The sequence below is a fragment of the Ruegeria sp. CDSB029 genome (assembly GCF_059611125.1).
In genome coordinates, this window is the sequence record NZ_JBXWOX010000005.1 from 1 (window position 1) to 19,756 (window position 19,756).

General features: G+C 55.6%; 20 protein-coding genes and 1 pseudogene. 13 read left to right on the forward strand and 8 right to left on the reverse strand.

Going from position 1 to position 19,756, the window contains the following annotated elements; translation table 11 throughout:
• The first annotated feature begins 77 nt into the window (after nt 1-77).
• On the forward strand, nt 78-935 hold the full coding sequence (locus AC2FI8_RS07465) for an ATP-dependent DNA helicase (RefSeq protein WP_496778174.1): 858 nt from the start codon (nt 78-80) through the stop codon (nt 933-935).
• Between the two features lie 226 nt (nt 936-1,161).
• Here the strand turns inward: AC2FI8_RS07465 and AC2FI8_RS07470 are convergent, their stop codons facing one another.
• Both AC2FI8_RS07470 and AC2FI8_RS07475 read right to left on the reverse strand, forming a co-directional pair.
• Nucleotides 1,162-1,443, reverse strand: a complete 282-nt coding sequence (locus AC2FI8_RS07470; protein ID WP_496726901.1) for an HlyU family transcriptional regulator — start codon at nt 1,441-1,443, stop codon at nt 1,162-1,164.
• A gap of 284 nt (nt 1,444-1,727) precedes the next feature.
• A complete protein-coding gene (locus AC2FI8_RS07475; RefSeq protein ID WP_496778176.1) occupies nt 1,728-2,042 on the reverse strand; it encodes a hypothetical protein in 315 nt (104 codons plus the stop codon).
• Nucleotides 2,043-2,054: 12 nt separating this feature from the next.
• Here AC2FI8_RS07475 and AC2FI8_RS07480 point away from each other — a divergent pair, with 12 nt between their 5' ends.
• From AC2FI8_RS07480 to AC2FI8_RS07490, 3 genes are read left to right on the forward strand one after another with little or no spacing between them, the layout of a single operon-like run.
• Nucleotides 2,055-2,756: an MFS transporter gene (locus tag AC2FI8_RS07480; protein ID WP_496778178.1), complete on the forward strand. Its 702-nt coding sequence runs from the start codon at nt 2,055-2,057 to the stop codon at nt 2,754-2,756.
• Complete coding sequence (locus tag AC2FI8_RS07485) at nt 2,750-3,694, forward strand: IS30 family transposase (RefSeq protein WP_496778518.1); 945 nt, start codon at nt 2,750-2,752, stop codon at nt 3,692-3,694. Before AC2FI8_RS07480 ends, AC2FI8_RS07485 begins: the two co-directional genes overlap by 7 nt.
• Before the next feature lie 21 nt (nt 3,695-3,715).
• Nucleotides 3,716-4,456, forward strand: coding sequence for an MFS transporter (locus AC2FI8_RS07490; RefSeq protein WP_496778180.1), 741 nt, complete (start codon nt 3,716-3,718; stop codon nt 4,454-4,456).
• 205 nt (nt 4,457-4,661) lie between these two features.
• On the opposite strand, the gene AC2FI8_RS07495 is transcribed toward AC2FI8_RS07490, so the two are convergent.
• The 3 genes from AC2FI8_RS07495 to AC2FI8_RS07505 all read right to left on the reverse strand — a co-directional run bounded on the left by AC2FI8_RS07495 (nt 4,662) and on the right by AC2FI8_RS07505 (nt 7,001).
• Nucleotides 4,662-5,213: a 2OG-Fe(II) oxygenase gene (locus tag AC2FI8_RS07495; RefSeq protein ID WP_496726894.1), complete on the reverse strand. Its 552-nt coding sequence runs from the start codon at nt 5,211-5,213 to the stop codon at nt 4,662-4,664.
• A gap of 252 nt (nt 5,214-5,465) precedes the next feature.
• Nucleotides 5,466-5,735: a hypothetical protein gene (locus AC2FI8_RS07500; RefSeq protein WP_496778181.1), complete on the reverse strand. Its 270-nt coding sequence runs from the start codon at nt 5,733-5,735 to the stop codon at nt 5,466-5,468.
• A 402-nt stretch (nt 5,736-6,137) separates the two neighbouring features.
• On the reverse strand, nt 6,138-7,001 hold the full coding sequence (locus AC2FI8_RS07505; RefSeq protein WP_496778183.1) for a LysR family transcriptional regulator: 864 nt from the start codon (nt 6,999-7,001) through the stop codon (nt 6,138-6,140).
• 188 nt (nt 7,002-7,189) lie between these two features.
• On the opposite strand from AC2FI8_RS07505, the gene AC2FI8_RS07510 reads away from it, so the two are divergent.
• Nucleotides 7,190-7,357, forward strand: coding sequence for a hypothetical protein (locus tag AC2FI8_RS07510; RefSeq protein WP_496726970.1), 168 nt, complete (start codon nt 7,190-7,192; stop codon nt 7,355-7,357).
• Between the two features lie 439 nt (nt 7,358-7,796).
• Here AC2FI8_RS07510 and AC2FI8_RS07515 read toward each other — a convergent pair whose 3' ends face one another.
• Complete coding sequence (locus AC2FI8_RS07515) at nt 7,797-8,297, reverse strand: RES family NAD+ phosphorylase (protein WP_496726891.1); 501 nt, start codon at nt 8,295-8,297, stop codon at nt 7,797-7,799.
• 151 nt (nt 8,298-8,448) lie between these two features.
• Between AC2FI8_RS07515 and AC2FI8_RS07520 the strand changes: the two genes are divergently transcribed.
• Entirely contained in the window at nt 8,449-9,972 is a 1,524-nt protein-coding gene (locus tag AC2FI8_RS07520) for a M81 family metallopeptidase (protein ID WP_496778185.1), read from the forward strand.
• A gap of 14 nt (nt 9,973-9,986) precedes the next feature.
• Here the strand turns inward: AC2FI8_RS07520 and AC2FI8_RS07525 are convergent, their stop codons facing one another.
• Entirely contained in the window at nt 9,987-10,700 is a 714-nt protein-coding gene (locus AC2FI8_RS07525) for a LysR substrate-binding domain-containing protein (RefSeq protein ID WP_496726969.1), read from the reverse strand.
• A 12-nt stretch (nt 10,701-10,712) separates the two neighbouring features.
• Nucleotides 10,713-10,967: pseudogene (locus AC2FI8_RS07530) on the reverse strand (helix-turn-helix domain-containing protein); the annotation flags it as partial.
• 112 nt (nt 10,968-11,079) lie between these two features.
• Between AC2FI8_RS07530 and AC2FI8_RS07535 the strand changes: the two are divergent.
• Genes AC2FI8_RS07535 through AC2FI8_RS07565 form a run of 7 tightly spaced genes read left to right on the forward strand, consistent with a single transcriptional unit; the run spans nt 11,080 to nt 19,418 of the window.
• Nucleotides 11,080-12,660 carry an ABC transporter substrate-binding protein gene (locus AC2FI8_RS07535; RefSeq protein WP_496778187.1) on the forward strand — a complete coding sequence of 527 codons (1,581 nt, stop codon included), beginning with the start codon at nt 11,080-11,082 and terminating at the stop codon, nt 12,658-12,660.
• Nucleotides 12,661-12,720: 60 nt separating this feature from the next.
• The gene (locus AC2FI8_RS07540) at nt 12,721-13,698 is read left to right on the forward strand and encodes an ABC transporter permease (protein ID WP_496778189.1); all 978 of its coding nucleotides are present in this window, start codon (nt 12,721-12,723) and stop codon (nt 13,696-13,698) included.
• Nucleotides 13,695-14,618 (forward strand): ABC transporter permease, encoded by a 924-nt coding sequence (locus tag AC2FI8_RS07545; RefSeq protein WP_496726887.1) that lies wholly within the window; start codon nt 13,695-13,697, stop codon nt 14,616-14,618. The genes AC2FI8_RS07540 and AC2FI8_RS07545 overlap by 4 nt, the downstream gene beginning before the upstream one ends.
• Entirely contained in the window at nt 14,615-15,592 is a 978-nt protein-coding gene (locus AC2FI8_RS07550) for an ABC transporter ATP-binding protein (RefSeq protein ID WP_496726886.1), read from the forward strand. The genes AC2FI8_RS07545 and AC2FI8_RS07550 overlap by 4 nt, the downstream gene beginning before the upstream one ends.
• Nucleotides 15,589-16,593: an ABC transporter ATP-binding protein gene (locus tag AC2FI8_RS07555; RefSeq protein WP_496778191.1), complete on the forward strand. Its 1,005-nt coding sequence runs from the start codon at nt 15,589-15,591 to the stop codon at nt 16,591-16,593. Before AC2FI8_RS07550 ends, AC2FI8_RS07555 begins: the two co-directional genes overlap by 4 nt.
• Nucleotides 16,594-16,613: 20 nt before the next feature.
• Nucleotides 16,614-18,020, forward strand: a complete 1,407-nt coding sequence (locus tag AC2FI8_RS07560) for an amidohydrolase (RefSeq protein ID WP_496778193.1) — start codon at nt 16,614-16,616, stop codon at nt 18,018-18,020.
• Nucleotides 18,021-18,032: 12 nt separating this feature from the next.
• On the forward strand, nt 18,033-19,418 hold the full coding sequence (locus AC2FI8_RS07565; RefSeq protein ID WP_496778194.1) for a M20 family metallopeptidase: 1,386 nt from the start codon (nt 18,033-18,035) through the stop codon (nt 19,416-19,418).
• The last annotated feature ends 338 nt before the right edge of the window (nt 19,419-19,756 follow it).

A 19,756-nucleotide genomic window follows, 5' to 3' on the forward strand; every position in this document is an offset into this window, starting at 1 on the left:
TAAACTCAAACAGAAATCGAACCAGAGCCTCCGTTACGAAAACGCCTCAGCTCTCCGAAAAACTCTGAAGACGGACAGTGCAGGGACCGGCTGGTAAATTCAGTTTCCACCTCAATCCGGATAGTGCAGCAGCGGATGCAGACTTGATTGTGCTCGATGAGTGCTCAATGGTTGATGTAAACTTAGCGCGTGACTTAATGTCATTCGGAGCTCCTATCCTCGCACTCGGTGATCCTGCCCAGCTGCCGCCGGTGGCCGGCGAGGGCTATCTCACCAACGCCAAGCCTGACGCCATGCTGACCGAAATCCACCGTCAGGCCAAGGACAGCCCGGCCTTACGACTGGCGATAGACATTCGTGAAGGAAAACCGCTGAAATACGGCGCCTATGGGAACAGCCGTGTGGTGCCGGACGGAAGTCTTGAGATCGATGAGATATTGGATGCGGACCAGCTCCTTGCAGGTAGGAACGTCACTCGTTTCCACTACAACGAAGAAATCCGCAGGGCCTTGGGGCGCGCCGGCGACCTGCCTGAGGTTGGCGACCGCCTTGTGTGTCAGCACAATGACCATGGCCTTGGTATCGTCAATGGAGGCATGTTCACGGTCGTCTCAGAACCGAAGAATTCCCGGTTTTCGGGGACTTTGTTGTTGGAACTGAAATCGTGCGACTTCCCGGATCATGAAAACTACCGCGTACGTGTGCATCCGGAGTTTTTTACTGACGACGAAAAGAGATTGGCGGACAAGGAACGGAAAAATTCTCAGCAGTTTAAGTATGGTTACGCGTTGACAGTTCATAAAGCCCAAGGCAGCCAGTGGGACCACGTGATTATAGAGGACGAAAGTCACATCTTCGACAAATATGCGAGGAATTGGCTCTATACCGCCGTTACACGGGCTTCTGAAAGCGTGACGCTGGTCACACGCCTTTAGAAGCATTTTCATACGAGAAGCAACATTGGGCAGACACTTTCTGCCCAATGTTGTTGCTCCCTGACGCTATGTCCATGGGAGCATTGAATCTCAAAATCTCGTGGTGCCAGAACGCATCCACAGGTTATTTCTGTGACATCGGTGGAATTCACCCCGCTTTGCGTCCGTACTTCATGCGAACTAAGCCATTCACATGGTACCTGCCGATCGCACAGCGGGCTTCAAGCTACCGGTTTTCTGAGCCGAAAAGGCGTCCGCCCTGTTCGTCAATCACCTGCTTCGCCTTTGCGATGCTGAAGCTTTCAGCCTGATCCCGGCTTTCAAAGACATCCGCCCTGATCACCGTATGGGTCTTGCGATCTCCGTCTATGATCTTTTCGATACGGGCCAATAGGCGGTATTTACCGCCTTCGGGCATCAGGTCGGGGAAAATCTCGAACCCCTTGTACGAAACCGGCTCCGGCTCAGACTTTTCGCTGACACCGAAAAGTTTAGAAAAGAGGGGCATTGGGCGGCTCCTTTCAGTACTGCTAGGATCGGAGACTAGCGCCGCTTAAGACAGGCGTGTAGCTTCTCCTGTTATCAGATCACTGGTCGTCGATCTTATAGTACGCTCTGTTCGTGGTCTCAAACGTCCCGATCGACAGCGAAAACCCTTTCCTCCGCACCAATCTCACATTTGCGGATCGGCCCAATGCCGACCTTGAGCGAGGCCTTCAGATGTTGCAGCCGCAGCCCGCTTTGCCGACATTCGCTGCGACAGCAAAGCCTGGGCGAGCCTGAATTCACAAATCACGGACAATACCGACTTTTGCAGCCACGACTTTTGCTCTTGCCGAAATTGCTCGCATCCGCAGCGGTAGATTTTTCGGCCGAGCAGTGCTTTCCCGTTTGCGGCTTTTCTGTTGAGCGAACCCAGCCAGAGTTCAGCAATCCTTTCGCTGTAATCAGCGTTGAAAATCGAACGCCAGTGAAGCGGGTTGTCAAAAAGAGAAAACGAAATTCCGTTTCGGAATTTAAGTAACTTACGCGATTAACAAAAACGACATCGGGTCGCTCGCAGGAAAGAAAAAATGAGGAAACAGGTTTGACTAGTTCCCAGTCCATTGAGCACTTCTCATGCATGAACGTCGAATACCAGAATGGCTTCGCCATGCGCCAGCACCAAGTGTGCGGGGATTCGCCATTCTGGCGGGTACAGAGGCGATTGCCAGGGGTATTTTGATCTCTGTCTTTCCGGTAGCGATGTACAACGCGCTGAAGGATGCGCGATTTGTGTCCGAAATTTATTTCGCCATTGGCGCAGTTTCACTCTTGATCGGTCTTCTGGTTCCCTACCTGATCCGTTTTGTCCCAAGGAGATGGGTCTATGTGTTCGGCACTCTTTCGTACGTCGCGGGCGCGGTTGTGACGACCGTTGCGACCCCTGCTGCCGTTATTGCGGGGCTCGCACTCACGACTTTCGCCGTTGTGACGACATTTGTGTGCTTCAACGCCTATGTGCTCGACCATGTTGCCAGGATTGAACTGGGACGTTTTGAGACATCTCGGCTTTTCTACAGTGCGCTGGGTTGGACGGCTGGCCCTGCACTTGGCGCGATATTGTACGAATGGTGGCAACCTGCACCGTTCCTGATTGCAGCCGGTGCAGCGATTGTCATGCTTCTCATCTTTCTTGTTATGCGCCTCGGAAACGGCAGGCTGGCACATTCTAAACTGCGTTGCGACAAATCCCCTATCTTGCTGAAAAGCAAGGAGAACGGAAATTGGCACACACGGAATTGGATCTGCACGAGCGGCGCGCCATTGAGGACATGTTGAATGCAAAGATGCCCGTCAGCAAGATTGCGGTCGAGATCGGCAGGCATCGGTCCACGGTTTATCGAGAGATCAACCGGAACCGTTTCGAAGACTCCGAGTTGTCGCATCTGAGTGGCTACTATGGCGTCAAAGCACAACGAACGGCGCAGTCCAGACGCGCTCGGCGGCGAAAGCTGATCCGTTTGGAAAACCTGCGCGCACATGTCATCGACCGTTTGATTGCAGGTTGGACGCCGGAACAGATCGCGGGCCGCCTCGGTTACGACGATCAGCCTGTCCGGGTCAGCCACGAGACGATCTACGCCTATGTCTACAGCCCCGAAGGCCAATCCGAACAACTGGCGCGACACTTGCCGAGCCGACGTAAGAAACGCCGACCGCGTTATGCCAGACGCCCCAGAGGCCAGGTTTTCCCGCCGGATCGGTCCATTCACCAGCGCCCGGAAGGCGTAAAAACACGCGAAGAATTCGGCGATTGGGAAGGCGATCTGATGATCTTCGAGCGCCACACGGGTAAAATGAATGCCGCCTCGTTGGTCGAGCGGAAGACCCGGTTTGCTGTGCTGTTCCGCAACAACGACCGCAGTTCAGCGCATTTCATGAACAAACTGATGGATGTGATGGAACCCCTGCCCCAACCAGCACGACGCTCGATTACATTTGACAGGGGTTTTGAATTCCGAGAGTGGCGCAGGCTCAAATCGGGCATCGGTACTGAGAGCTGGTTCTGTGATCCTCAAGCGCCCTGGCAGAAGGGGTCGGTTGAAAACCTGAACAAGCGGGCCCGCCGATACCTTCCACGCGACACCCAACTCGCGGCGCTCTCAAATCGCAAAATGAAGGCGATTTGCGACCGCCTGAACGGAACCCCGAGAAAGTGCCTCGGATGGCAAACTCCAACCGAGGCATTCAGAGATGAACTCATGAAGCTGAGATAGCGAGAACCGTCGCAACGACCCTTGAGACTTCTGCTCATCACCAGAAGCCAATGCGCTCCCGCAAATCCGTTCGCCTATTTCGGGAGGTTTTTTGCGCAACCGCGATTGGTTGCCGGATGGGTATTCGCAGTCGTTCGTTCCTGCGGGTGGTGGATTTATGTCGTATATCTGCCCATCTATGCGGTTCAGAACGGGCTAGGCAGCCAGCTTGGAGGGATTGCTTTATCGATTTCCAATGCCGCCCTGTTTTGCACCCCGCTGATGCTTAGGTTTATGCAGCGCAGTTCGGTGCGCGCAGCAGTCAGAACCGGATTCCTCATGTCCGGGCTGCTGTTTCTTTTTGCTGGAGTTCCATTCGGAATCCCTGAAGTCACAATCGCGTTCTTAATGATGGGCTCGATTTTCCTGATCTTGCTTGATGTTTCCGCAGGTTTGCCGTTCCTTCTCGCAGTCAAACCTTCCGAACGAACTGAGATGTCAGCAATTTACGCGAGCTTTCGCGATGTTTCGGGTATTATTACACCTGGTGCCGCCTGGCTGGTTCTTCTCGTGGCACCGCTCTCTGGCGTGTTCGCCGCGGGTGGCGCGGGTTTGCTTTGGACGTGGGTTCTGGCTCGTAAGCTGCACCCCCGGTTGGGTCAGAAACGCATATCTGTCGAAAGTACTTCAAAGGCAGCTGGCAAAGTTGCTTCTGATATGGTGAGCCTGCCAAACTTAGTCCATGAGAAATCAGTCGCCAGTCGCTTACCGACGGATACATAATAGAGGCCAGCCATTGAGTGACCAAAGCAACTCAGGCGTCAGTACCGTGCGGATTCCAAGATTTAGCAGATACGTTGGACTACAGGAAATGCCATTTCAGCGAATATGTTAAAGGCAAGCCTAACACTTTCGACTCTGTTTCCTACACGAAAGGAATCGTTAGCCTTGTAGTCTCGGACTCTAAATTAAACGAGTACGGAAAACGTTAGCGAAACGCCGGGCCATGTGCCCAGACCGTCAACGAATACCGATCACCATTCTCAACCGGTGTCACTTGATGCAACAAAAAGCTTGGAAAGATGGTCGCGCTCCCCTGATGCCGGCTGGCCGTTACAGCATAAGCGCCCGGCATAATCTCCAAGTCACCGCCGTCGTACATCCCGGGTTTGCTGAGCTGTACGACCATAGACAGCTTTCTTTTTTGGGCAACGGGCCCGTCGCCAATATCGGAATGCCACGCAAAATGACCACCATCTGATCCTTTGTAGCAGGCAATCTGCGGGCTTTCCGCGAACTCGCGAAGATCAAAGGCAAACTTGCTGGTGTTGGAGCGACGAACCAGATTGATCAGGCGTGACATCACCCAATCAGAGCCGTCGACGTCGTCCAGCCAAGTCACATCCGCTCTGCGCAGATTGTGATCCTTGTATTGCCCGACAAGCAGAGCCTCGTTCGCCGGGGCTTTTTGTGATGCAGCAACAATTTGCTCACATTCCCGCGCGGTAAATGCACCGGGAATCGAATGAACTTCCAGCATTCTGTACACCGTTTTTGATTGGTACTGGATTTTGCCAAAACACACAGAAGGCGCTGCGCTGTTTTCGACCTAAGAGGCCGAAAGCGACGTAATTTTTTTCCATAATCTCGAATGTTTTCGGTCATGCTATCTGGAGCGGGAATTCCTCTTCGGTGCGCTCGGATCCCAAACGGTATGCGATGCGGGATCAGGGGACGCGAGTATTGCGTCACCTGTGACTGTAATATCCAATGTTCAGGCCTTGGATTTCCCTCAGCCTCCTTTGAATCGGTGATTGTGCCCGCGCCAAGGAAGTTCGCCGGTTGTGTCCCACTCATAATCGCTCGGGCGCAAACGTCGTTCCCGGTTTTCTTTTTCCGGGTCGAATTCGGACGGGTCCCATACCTCGGCGGCATCGCCCCAATCTTGTGGGATTTGCAAATCCTGCTGTTTTGCTACCGAGCGCTTCACGACCCCGAACCGTTGTGACGCAATGAAACGCCTTATATGTTCGGTAACGCGATTTACCCAGCGCCTATCCATCGATTCCTCCTTTCCCTCCACTTCGTTAGTTTAGGAGATCAATGTTCGTTTTCGGAGTGCAAAACCTTATGATTTTTTCTCAACCATGTTATCGACGATCTGAATAGATGTTTGTTTTCAGTATATTGTCTCTTTGAGTGTCAATTCCTTCGATTTGGCAGACTTTTATACCTCCTTATACTGATCTGGTCTCGATGGACGGCCGTGGAGAGAAAAATGCGTTTGCAAAGGTCTTTTGGTTGGAGGTACTGGGCCATCTTGGGCGGCGTTTTGATGGTCGTGGTTACCGCAGGTCTAATTTTCGAGTCAGGCAAAAAGCAGCCCGCAGCAACCGAAGCCCTGGAGGCTTCAGAAAACTGACAATTCGCCTACTAGATGGTAAGCTGCGAGTAGTCCGCTATCTCAGGCCGTGACGGGAAACTGTTCTTTTGCAAAGGCACTCAATAGCTGGGCGGCCTTGCAGGCGAGGCTTTCAGGATCATCGTCTGCAAAAACGGCATAGGCGGCATAGGCAAACCGAGGAGCATCCTCAATCACCCTCAACCAACCGGTTTCGACTTCCTGCGCAACTACCCGCCAGGGGAAAAATCCGGCTCCCGGCTGGGCTTTCAAGTAGTTCAGGCCAAGAGTTCCAATACCAAGCTGCAACAATGGCGTCGGAATTTCCGGAAAGTTCAGCAGGTGATCGGCGCGGAATTCTGGCCCCCAGTCGATCAGAACATAGTTTTCTTCAAATGGGCTTCGCGAGGTATCAAAATCGCTGCTTACGAGTACGAAATCATCTTCGAACAACTGCATTGCGGTCAGCCCGACAGTGTTTCGCGGATCATACATCACAGCCAAATCCAGCGCGCCCGCAGTCGTTTGGCTTAGCAATGTTTCAGTTGAAACCGTAGACCCGTGAACCGCCACATTCGGAAACGCTTGCATCAACTCTGGCATCGTGTCGATCAGAAACCCATCCCACAAGCTGGGCACAGCGCCGATTTCCAGAGCAGCTTCCACCGCATCAGGCAGGGAGGCGTCGATCCGGGCTTGTGTCCAGCACCTGACAAGTGCCTGCGCGTGTTTATGAAAGCGGTGCCCCGCAGGAGTAAGTGTAGCGCCCGATTTTCCGCGCTCGAATACTGGTCGGCCGAGCTGTTGTTCGAGTGACCGAATACGCATGCTCACTGTTGATTGCGTCACGTAAACCTTGTTGGCAGCCTCCAGAAAACTGCCCGTTTCGACAATCGCCAGAAATGTGCGCGCGAGTTCAATATCCATGGGGTATCTATTCGATCTTCTAATATAATGCATGAAGCAATTTCGCTATTCAACTAAAACAGTATGTGGCAGATTTGGCTCGTAGCATGAAACTGCTGCCGCTGTTCGGTTGCGACCCTAGGGTCTCAGAGTCCCCCATCTCGAAGTGAGTGTCGAAGAACGGCTCCCGGCAGCGCGAAGCATCTTTCATGCTACACGACTTGCCTCACCTGATCGGGAACGTATTGGCCTGCGTTCCCGATCCAAATCGCCGCCGCGCTGTCGTCGCTGTTGCGCGTAAACTGGCTGTTCTGCTCTATCGTATGTGGGCAGATGGCACCGAGTTCCGTCCGGTGACGGTGGAGGGCACAGCATGATCTGAACCGCCCAACACCAAAACTGAACGGGGTCGTCCTCATCGGGCGAGGTTCGTGGATGAAGCCGAATATGGCTGATGCGCAAAGAGAAGCGCGTCCCAAAGCGAGGCTCTCCACTGCCAATCCGACACCTGCGTGCAGCGATGTCCCACGCGGCATCAACCAGACTGCGAAGAGAAGCCTGATCCGGATGAGTGACAAGCGCCCCGATTAAGAAAGAAAAACGAGCTTGACCGATATCCCCAATTAGAGGAACTGCCTTTCGTTACCCCAAGCAAAGCTACAATTTGGCACTGAAAGCAGACTGTCACGAGTGCTCAAACAACATACAAAAAATGTCATTGGCGTGCCAGAAGCGAACTCATGACAAAGTCCTCCACACAGCCAATTTTCGCGATGACCATAATTGCGAAATGATAGTTGGGTCGCACCTAAAACGTCACCGATAGTCCGGCAGGACGGAAACCGGCTTCACTTCACTACGCCGAAACACGCCAGGTGCACCCGGATCGTTCCATCGAAATAAAGTGATGTGCCAAAGACCCGGACGCCTTCGTGAGGGATCAATCAATCCGATATGCCCGTCTGCTCTGATCCGATCAGCAGCGAACCATGAGGACGGATCCCTACCGGCAGTTACGAGTTTGCGCCAGGGTTGACTGGCAAGCGCATAGATATCTGCGGCCTCGGGGCTGCGCAAATCGAACAACGCGCATCGTTCCACCTCGAAAGTCAGCACAACCCGCGGGCGATCATCCTTCCTGACGTCCTGACCAATAGCGACTTTTGCGCTTTCGACATCAGGGCTCAGATACAAAGCGTCCTGCCCCCGGCGATTGAACCGGGCGGCTGGGCGATCCGGTGCGCCGCGCATGAGGTGAACGTCTGGGTCATCGGCCCAAACAATCTTTACGAATTCTCCGGAAACTTCTGTCAGCATAACGGGTGGCACTGATCGTTTGCGCGTCGCGTTATAGGAAAGACGCAAGGCGGCAGGGGTTTTCTTAGAGCAGAGAAGACGAATGATATCTTGATTGAAATCACTTACTCATGTTTCCTCGCACTGTGTTGCATTTCCAAAGGCCTCTCGCATGACGGCTCCAAAGATCGCCCTCCTTGGCGCAATTCTCGAGTCAAATCGCTTTGCACCCCCGGCTGATTTGTCAGACTTTAAGTCTCTGACATGGCTTACAAGCGATGCTTTGATGTCTGAAGCCAGATCCGCGACACCAAAGCTGGCAATAGAATTTGCGGCCTTTGTCCGGGCGATGGATGCTACGGGCGACTGGACGCCGGTACCCTGTATCTTGGCAGCCAGCCATCCCGCAGGTCCAGTACGAAAAACCGTAATCGAAGAGATCATAGTGACTTCGGAAGACATGCTTCGCTCAGCTGGCCCTGTTGACGCAGTCTACATCTGCAATCACGGCGCGATGGTTGCCGAGCATGACCACGACCCCGACGGTTTGTTGATGTCACGTATTCGCGGAGTTGTTGGACCGGACGTACCTGTCATTGCGACACTCGATTTGCATGCAAATATCTCACAACGGATGGTCGATGCCTGTGACCTGATCGTCGGCTATCGGACAAATCCTCACGTCGATCAGATAGAACGTGGCGAGGAAGCCGCCTTTTCGCTGCGCCGGGTTTTGGCGTCGAGCGTCCGGGCCCAAACCGCACATGTCAAACTGCCTCTTGTTCCCGCATCCGTAACACTTCTAAGTGCAGAGCATCCGTATGGCACGCTGATCGACCACGGTCAGCGACGACAAGCCGAAAGTCGAGGTGAGATCGTCAACGTATCAATCTTTGGCAATTTCCTTTTCTCAGACACGCCTGACAACGGTTTGAGCATCGTTGTCACTGCGCGTGAGGACCAGAAGGCGGCCAATGCACTGGCGGAAGAACTAGCAGACATGGCCTGGTCTTTGAGAACGGATTTCGTTCCGAAACTGACATCCGTGACGGAAGCGATCTCGATTTCCGCTGACCAAGCGCGCACGCCTGTGATTTTCTCCGATGCCGGTGACAATCCTGGTGGCGGCGGCAGTGGCAGGACGACGGAACTGTTAGCCGCTCTTCATGCGGCAAAAGTCGAAGAATGCCTATTCGGTTCCTTTTGTGATCCGGAACTTGCGAACGAAGCCCATGGCATCGGTGTCGGCGGCAAATTCAGGGCACGATTCAACCGGTCTTCCGATTCCAGCGCATTCTGGGAGCAATGGGATGTGCCTTTTGAGGCGGATGCAGAGGTCTTGGGTCTCCATAATGGAGATGTGGTAGGTGAACTGGGCATGACGGCTGGTCGGAGATTGGCCCTAGGGCCATCCGCTGCGCTTCGTATTGGCGGCATCACCGTGGTGGTGATCACCGATCGCACACAGACTGCCGACCCCGTGTTCTTTCATATGTTCGGGCTGGATATTGCGTCTGCCCGGACTGTTGTTGTGAAATCCCGAGGCCACTTTCGGGCCGGGTTTTCCAACTGGTTTGGGCCGAACCAGGTATTTGAGGTCGACACAGGAGGGCTTACGTCGCCAGTTCACAACCGCTGGCCGTTTGCAGGCTTGCCACGACCGAACTTTCCGATGGACGTCGATACCTCGCGGTAGGCTCAAATGCTGCGCTAGACGGGCTCTGAATATTTGTCGTGTGGCGTCGTCAATTTGACAAACTGCATGAACTGGCGGGCAAGCTGTGACGGCGGTCGGCCTGATGGTAGAACGAAGCTGGTGTCATAAAAGATGGCGGCGTCAAATGGCCTGACTACAACACCATCCATCCCCGTCGACAACAATGGGAACGGGTTGATGAGTGTCACGCCCAAACCCTCACGGACGAGCTCCAGAGCGGCCATGTTCGTTGCCGTTTCTGCAACTTGTTTTGGCCGAATTCCAGCGCGCGCAAAGATCTTTTCGGTGATCGCTCGCGTCCCCAGCCTTCGCAGAAACTCGATCAGCGCGACGCCTTCAAGGTCGTGCGGCGTTACCACTCGTTTTTCCGATAGCGGATGGTTGTTCGGCATGGCGCAGACCACCTGACTGCGGCGCCAAGGCATTAGGTGAACACCCGTTCGTTGGATCATCGCACTCGTCAAACCAAGATCATAGCGGAGGTCGAGAATGCCAGCGACAAGCACGTCCGTGGCCTGAATATCCAGTTGAAGCTGCTTTCCTTCATTTTTCTTGAGAAAACTGGCCACCCTGGAGATGACAAAGTGATGCGCCAGAGTTGGCGGCACGATCAGGCGTAACGGCTCGTTATCCGGAGTAGCCCATTCTGCACCCTCGATGTCCGCAAGCGTCTCGAAGATTGGGTCCAGTTTTTCGTTGAGGCGCAACGCTTCGTCGGTTGGGTCAATGCGTCCCGACCGCCGGAGAAACAAAGACCGTCCAACTCGGGCCTCGAGTTGCGACAAGGACCGACTAACGGCAGACTGAGAAATCCCGAGACGCCGTGCGGCGCCGATTGTCGTCCCAGTTGTGATCACGGCTCTCAGTGACTCGAACTCGCGCAGTCTGTGCCGGTGTTCCGTCATGCTGCATTCCTCCCCCGGTATGATCGATTGAACATCCAAACTCTTGGATTGGTCTATGCAAAATTGCATAGCATTGAGTATTGGCAATGATTTTTGCGGTAGCTAGCCTTTTTTAATAGGGCGCGGGGTCGGCCAAGGATTCGCCTATTCACAAGCGCCAAACAAACAGGGAGTCTTTTTGATGAGGAAACTCACATCTGCGACAGCTGTCGCTGTCGGCATTTTGGCTTTCGGCGTCGGTGCTGTTTCGGCCGAAAAACTGACGATCGGCCTCGCTTCGGAGCCGACGTCACTCGATCCGCATTTTCACAACCTGGGTCCGAACAACGCGATGTCCGTTCACATCTTTGACCGGCTGATCGCGCAGGATGAGAAGCAACGCCTATTGCCAGGTCTTGCCGTGTCATGGGAGCCGATTGATGAATTGACTTGGGAGTTCAAGCTGCGTGAGGGCGTAAAGTTTCACGATGGAAGTGACTTTACGGCGGACGATGTAGTCTGCACCATGGCGCGCGCGCCGGACGTACCGAACTCCCCATCGGGATACGGCACCTATCTCAAGGGTAAGGAAGTCGTCAAGATTGATGACTACACGGTGCATTTCAAAACGGCCGCACCTTATCCGTTAATGGGCAACGACATTTCCACGATCCCTGTGATCTCAGAAGTGGGCTGCGAAGCAACGACGGAAGACTTCAACGCGGGTACGGCCGCCATCGGCACAGGGCCGTTCAAGTTCCAAAGTTACACGCCGGGTGAAAGCATCGTGCTGGTACGGAACGACGACTACTGGAGTGATGCACCGATCTGGTCCGAGGTGGAATTCCGCCCAATCACGTCCGGTCCGAGCCGTGTTGCATCGCTTCTTGCCGGTGACGTCGACATGATATCGGGCGTACCAACGACCGATATCACAACACTTCAGGGCAATGATGGTATCCAGCTGAGCCAGGGCGTGTCCAACCGAGTGATCTATCTTCACATGGACCAATTCCGCGAGGATTCACCCTTTGTGAAGGCCAACGGTGGCGGCGATATCAAGAACCCCCTCATGGACGTCCGCGTCCGCAAGGCGATCAGCATGGCGATCAACCGCGATGCAATCGTTGAGCGTGTCATGGAGGGGGTTGCCCTGCCCGCCGGCCAGCTTCTGCCCGAGGGGTTCTTTGGCGTGTCCGACAATCTGGACGTCGTGGCTTATGACCCGGACGGTGCTAAAGCGCTTCTGGCTGAAGCCGGTTATCCCGATGGATTTGAAATGACAATCCATGGGCCGAATGACCGTTACATCAACGACGCCAAAATTGCCGAGGCAATTGCGCAAATGTTGACCCGTGTTGGCATCAAGACAGCCGTCGAAACAATGCCGCGTTCGGTATACTTTGGACGCGCGTCCAAAGGCAGCCCAGAGGGTCTGCCGGAGTTCAGCTTTATCCTCGTCGGATGGGGCGCGGGGTCCGGCGAAGCGTCCTCGCCTCTCAAATCGCTGATCCACACCCATGACAAGGATGCGGGCTTTGGATCATCGAACCGTGGCCGGCACTCGGATGCTGAAACCGACGCACTGATCGAAGAAGCCCTGCGAACAGTCGATGACGCAAAGCGGCAGGAACTGCTCGCTGCGGCGACAGAGCGCGCGATCGAGAACGTGGCGATCATTCCGACGCACTTCCAGGTCAACACCTGGGCGGCCAAAAAAGGTCTGAGCTACATCCCTCGGACCGACGAATACACTCTCGCGACAGGCGTCGTGAAAGAGTAATCGCAATGCATCCGGGCCGCCTTCGCAGCGGCCCGGAGCCTTTGCCCAGGGAATGTCCTCATGACCGTTTTTGTCATTCGCCGATTGCTGCAAGCAATGCTTGTTGTCTTCCTGATGTCGGTGATTGTCTTTTTCGGCGTCAATATCGTTGGTGACCCGGTCTACATGCTGGTCAGCCCCGACGCGGATCAGGCTGACATCGAAGCTGCCATTCGACGGCTTGGATTGGATCGGTCAATTTGGGAACAGTACTGGTTGTTCCTCAAAGGTGCTGCACACGGTGACCTCGGCGACAGTTTCGTCTTCGGTGAGCCCGCGCTCAAACTGATCCTGCACCATATGCCAGCTACGATGGAACTGGCGTTCAGTGCACTCTTTCTTGCCATCGTGCTCGGTATTCCATTGGGGCTTTATGCCGGGCTCTATCCCGATAGCCCGCTGTCCAAGGGCATCATGGCTGGCTCAATCCTCGGGTTTTCGCTGCCGACTTTTTGGGTGGGACTGATGCTCATCATGTTGTTTGCCGTTGAACTCAGGTGGGTCCCTGCGACAGGGCGAGGTGACATCGGCTCGTTTCTCGGGATTCACAGCAGCCTTTTCACGCTCGACGGGTTGAGCCACATCTTCCTGCCTGCTCTCAACCTGGCGCTTCTTAAGATTTCACTGGCAATCCGTCTCACCCGAGCGGGTGTCCGGGAAGCGATGGGACAGGATTACGTGAAGTATGCCCGGGCCAAAGGGCTTTCGACCCGACGCATCATTCTGGTGCATGTAATGAAAAACATCATGATCCCGGTAGTGACCGTCATGGGCCTTGAATTCGGCAGTTTGATCGGGTTCTCGGTGGTGACTGAATCGATCTTTGCATGGCCGGGAATGGGCAAACTGCTGATCGACGCAATACTGCAATTGGATCGGCCTGTCGTCGTCGCCTATCTGATGATCATCGTACTGTTCTTCGTGCTGATCAATCTGATCGTCGACATACTCTACTCGATCCTCGATCCGAGGGTTCGTTTGCAGGATCAGGGCGCATGACCGACACCGTCACAGATCATTCGCTGACCCCTGCCAAGTCCCCTAAAGTCGAGACGCCGTTCCAGCGTTTTCGGGCCGAGTTCTTCGAAAGCAGGATCGCGACAGCGGCGCTTGGCATATTCCTGATCATCGTTCTTTTAGCCATTCTGGCGCCCTGGATCACACCGCAGAACCCCTACGATCTTGGTCAGGTCAGCGTCATGGATGGGCGCTTGCCTCCGGGTTCCGAAGCATTCGACGGATACACAATGTGGCTCGGCTCAGACGGGTCTGGACGCGATCTCTACTCGGCAATTCTCTATGGCTTGCGTATATCTCTGACCGTTGGGCTTGCATCTGGAGTGATTGCCCTTCTGATCGGTATGGCGATCGGTCTGATCGCGGCCTACGCCGGTGGCCGGACCGAAGCGTTCATCATGCGCATCGTGGATCTTCAACTGTCGTTCCCGGCATCGCTGGTTGCGCTGATGATGGTTGCGGCACTTGGTAAGGGTGTCGACAAGATCATCCTCGCCCTCGTGATCGCGCAATGGGCCTACTACGCCCGCACGGTTCGCGCGACCGCGCTTGTCGAGCGTGGCAAAGAGTATGTCGAAGCCGCGCAATGCCTTGGAATATCACGACCCCGGATCGTCTTTCGCCATATCCTTCCGAATTGCATGGCTCCTCTGATCGTCGTCGGCACGGTGCAAACCGCCAGCGCGATCTCATTGGAAGCGACGCTTTCGTTTCTTGGCGTAGGCCTTCCACAGACTGAACCGTCGATTGGGGTGCTGATCGCAAATGGCTTCGAGTACATGCTGTCCGGGCGCTACTGGATATCCGTTTTTCCCGGCGTCGCTCTGTTACTGACGGTCGTGTCCATCAACCTTGTGGGCGACCATTTGCGCGATGTTTTGAACCCGAGGTTGAAGAAATGACGGCAGTACTCGAAGTCAGCGGGCTGAAGACCCATTTCTTCACGCACGCGGGTGCGGTCAAGGCCGTGGACGGTGTGGATTTCACCATTTCCAAGGGCGAGGTCATGGGGCTGGTGGGTGAGTCCGGGTCAGGCAAGTCGATCACCGGGTTTTCCATCCTCGGGCTGATCGATCCCCCCGGGCGCATCGTCGATGGGTCAATCCGTTTTAATGGTAACGAGATCGCGAACGCACCGGAAGAGCGCCTCAAAACCTTGCGTGGCAACCGAATCTCGATGATCTTTCAGGATCCGATGATGACGCTCAACCCGGTCCTGCGCGTCGATACGCAGATGATTGAGGCCATTCTTGCCCATGAAAACGTCAGCCGCCAAACCGCCTGGGAAAGAAGCCGCGATGCGCTTGGTTTGGTCGGCATCCCATCGCCGGAAGAACGATTGCAGGCCTATCCGCATCAGCTTTCCGGTGGGATGCGGCAGCGCGTGGCGATTGCGACAGCTTTCCTGAACCAGCCGGACCTCATCATTGCCGACGAGCCGACGACCGCGCTCGACGTGACAATTCAGGCACAGATCATCCACGAGGCGCAGAAGCTGACGAAACGTACGGGAACCGCGATGATCTGGATCACGCATGACCTTGCCGTTGTGGCAGGGCTCGCGGACCGGATTTCGGTGATGTACGCCGGACGGATCGTTGAGCAAGGCGGTATCGACGATGTGATCGACCGTCCGTTGCATCCCTATACGGTTGGGCTTCTCGGATCGGTTCCGACGGCGAACCGGCGCGGGCAACGTTTGTTCCAGATCGAAGGGATGACGCCAAACATGCTCGCCCTGCCTGAAGGATGCGCCTTTGGACCGCGTTGTCAGGCCCGAACGGCAGCGTGTTCCAAGCGACCCCCGATAGAGGACGCAGACGGTCGCCGCCTTCGCTGTTTTAACCCGCAACGCGCGGAGGAGAAGGCATCATGACAGAACCGCTCGTCGAAATCCGCGGCGTTTCCAAGCGCTTCACCAAGCGTTTGGACGTCGCGGGGAAAATCGCGCAGCGACTTGGCGCGAATATCCGGGAAGAAACGGTCCATGCTGTCGATAACGTGAACCTGTCGATTCAAAAGGGTGAGGTTCTGGGATTGGTCGGCGAATCCGGCTGCGGCAAGTCCACTTTGGGACGTGTTGTTGCCGGCATTCACGCTGCAAGTGACGGACAGATGTTCTACGAAGGCAAAGATGTTGCGACGTTGAACAGCGCCGACAAACGCGCGGCGACCCTCGCAATTCAGATGATCTTTCAGGACCCTTTTGCCAGCCTAAATCCGCGTATGCGCGTCGAAGATATCATCGGCGAAGCACCGCGTATGCATGGGATCGTCAGCAAGGCAGAGAGTGCGGATTACGTGGACGACGTGATGCGCAAGGTCGGCCTCGACCCCTCGCTCAAGCGGCGTTACGCGCATCAGTTTTCCGGCGGGCAAAGGCAGCGGATCGGGATCGCCCGTGCGCTCGCCGTGAAGCCGAAGTTCCTTGTCTGCGACGAAGCCATCGCTGCCCTGGACGTATCAATCCAGGCGCAGGTCATCAACTTGTTCATGGATCTGCGCGAAGAGCTGGGCCTGACCTATCTGTTCATCAGCCATGACCTGAGCGTCGTCGAACACATCGCCGACCGCGTGGCGATCATGTATCTGGGCCGCATTGTCGAGAGCGCCTCGACTGAGGACATTTTTTCTGACCCACGCCATCCCTACACGAAAGCGCTGCTTGCAGAGGCTCCGCGCCTTGATCAGCGCCGGCGTGAGTTTGCCCCGATTGAGGGGGAAATTCCGTCGCCGCTCGATCCGCCATCTGGATGTACCTTCCACCCGCGTTGCCCGGTGGCGACCGCTGAGTGCCGCACCATTGTTCCTGAACTGAAAGCGGGGTGCGGCGGGCGCGAAACGGCTTGCCTTCTGGAACACGCCGAAACCGTTTGAACGAGAAGCTGGAGAGCCCCTTGAAAAACGCCGATCCGATCTGGGACCACGTTGACCGCCATCGTGATGATTTTATCGCCTTGTCAGACCGCGTCTTTGACACGCCCGAGACGCTTTATGCCGAGTACAAGTCCGTTGCCGAACATGTGCATATGTTACGCGCTCAAGGGTTCAAGATAACAGAAAATGCAGCTGGCATTCCCACGGCCGTGATTGGCGAAGCAGGAGACGAGGGTCCGGTGATCGCCATCCTCGGCGAGTTCGATGCGCTGCCATATCTGAGCCAGACGCCAGGTGTGGCAGAACATCGGCCGCTTGAAGAGGGCGGCAACGGGCACGGGTGTGGTCACAACCTGCTGGGCGCTGCCGCACTCTTGGCCGCGACGGCGGTTAAAGACTGGCTGACCGAAAACGGCATTAAGGGCCGTGTGCGGTACTATGGCTGCCCCGCTGAAGAAGGGGGCGCGGCCAAAACGTACATGGTGCGCGAAGGACTGTTCGATGATGTCGACGCGGCCATCTCCTGGCATCCAGCGACCTTCACAGGCGTGAATGAGGCCAGATCGCTCGCGAACACCCGGATCGATTTCACTTTTCATGGAAAGGCTGCCCATGCTGCTGGCGCGCCTGAACTTGGCAGATCCGCGCTTGATGCGGTTGAACTGATGAACATTGGCGTGAATTACCTGCGCGAGCACATGCCCGACAGCGCCCGGGTGCACTACGCCTATCTCGACGCAGGTGGCGTTGCGCCGAATGTGGTGCAGGCCAAGGCCACAGTGCGCCAGCTCGTCCGGGCCAGTTCGCTACCCGACCTCGCCGATCTGGTTACGCGCGTCCGAAAGATCTCGGACGGCGCGGCGCTGATGACAGGAACGCAAGTTACCAGCCAGGTCTTTTCCGGCGTCTCGAACCTGCTTGGCAATCGTCCTTTGGAAGAAACCATGCAGCACGAGCTAGAGAAACTCGGACCCGTCGCCTTTGACGAAACAGACCTCAGCTTTGCCCGCGAGATTCAGACTACATTGACCAAGGCTGACATCAACACGACCTTCAAGCGGATCGGTGCCAAGCCCAAAAAGGATCTCGCACTATGCGACTTCATCGCACCTCTTGATCGCCACAGCGATGGCGGCGAAGGCTCGACGGATGTTGGCGACGTGAGTTGGGCAGTCCCAACCGTTCAGGCACGAGTTGCCACCTGTGCTATAGGAACGCCGTTTCATACGTGGCAAACAGTGGCACAAGGCAAGGCGCCCGCGGCTCACAAAGGCATGGTCTACGCAGCAAAAGCAATGGCCGCGACAGCGTGTCGACTGGTTGAGGATCCCTCGCGCATCGAAGCTGCACGCGCGACGCACCAAGACCATCTGGGCGAAACACCTTACACTTGTCCGATCCCGGACGACGTGCGTCCACCTGTCTGAGGTAAAACAACCTTGACCCGCGCCTCTGCTATAGACAACGCCGCCCAGTATTTCGACACCGGTCAATTTGCAACAGAACTTAGCGAACTGGTTGCCCATGAGACGGAGAGCCAGACACAGGAGAAAGCCGCGGAGCTTCCGCGCTACCTTGAGGAAGCCCTCGTTCCGCGCCTGCGCAGTATTGGGTTCTCCTGCGCAATCCACCCGAACCCTGTGCCGGATGCAGGTCCGATCCTTGTCGCTGAACGCATCGAGGACGACTCGAGCCCAACGATCCTGTCCTATGGGCATGGCGACGTGACCCGCGCGCAAACTGATCAGTGGCGAAACGGGCTTCACCCGTTTCGTCTCGTCGATGATGGTAATCGCCTCTTCGGACGCGGTACCGCTGACAACAAGGGACAGCACCTCATCAACTTAGCTGCGTTGAGCTCCGTCATCGACGCTCGTGGATCACTGGGCTTCAACATTCGGATCCTTGTTGAAATGGGTGAGGAGATGGGGTCGCCGGGGCTGTCGAATTTTTGCGCCACGCACAAAGAAAACCTTGCCGCGGATGTCCTGATCGCATCGGACGGACCACGCCTTCAGTCAGACACTCCGACGATGTTCATGGGTTCACGGGGCGGCTATTCGTTCGACCTCATTGTTGACCTTCGAGACGGTGCGCATCATTCCGGCAACTGGGGCGGTTTACTTGCCGACCCCGCGATGATCCTTGCACAAGCCCTCTCGACGATCACCGATGTGAGGGGCCAAATCCAAATACCAGAGTGGCGACCGACCAGCCTAACCGAAGAGATCCGGCATGCCCTGCGCAACTTGCCGGTAGGCGAAGATGGCGGTCCGAAGATTGACGAAGACTGGGGCGAGGAAAGTCTGACACCGGCCGAACGGGTCTTCGGCTGGAACAGTTTTGCGATCCTCGCAATGAAAAGCGGTGTCCCCGAGGCACCGGTCAACGCGATCTCGGAATTTGCCAAAGCCGCCTGCCAGCTCCGCTTCGTTGTTGGCACTAACCAATCCGATATCCTGCCCGCCCTTCGACGCCACCTTGATGCGAGAGGATTCGAGATCGTTCAGATCAAGCCTCACGACCGCAGCTTTTTCGATGCAACGCGAACCTCCCCCAACCATCCCTGGGTGTCTTTTGTCGCGCGTTCGCTTGAAAAAACGTGTGGGAGGCCGCCCCATGTCCTGCCAAATCTCGCCGGTTCTTTACCCAACGACGTCTTTTCCGATGTGCTCGGCCTCCCAACGGTTTGGGTGCCGCATTCCTATCGCGGCTGTTCGCAGCACGCGCCAAACGAGCATGTGTTAAAGTCAGTTTCGCGTGATGCATTGCGTGCAATGGCCGGGCTTTTTTGGGATATTGGCGACCTTGCCAGGCCGCTCTGATCCCGCGCCACAAAGGACTTCATCCGTACCTGGATCGGGTGGGTATCGCACTCCTTACTGTAATTGACCGCTTTCACGGATTGGGGGAGTTGATATCGCATTTGCAGCGAAGGACCGCTTTCCGCCCATTCTGTTAAAAGACAACCTGTCGCTGACGCAGAATGCGATGATCTGAACACGGCGCAAACGCCTTTCTGATCAGGCTTTTCGTGTTTGCTGCGGTGCGGGAAGGCTTTGGTCGAGATATTATTACCGGGCGGCGACCGTTCAAAAGTGCACTTCATCCGGAAATGGGCAGTTGCAACCGCGCTTCGATGGGGACGACAAGAGGAAACACC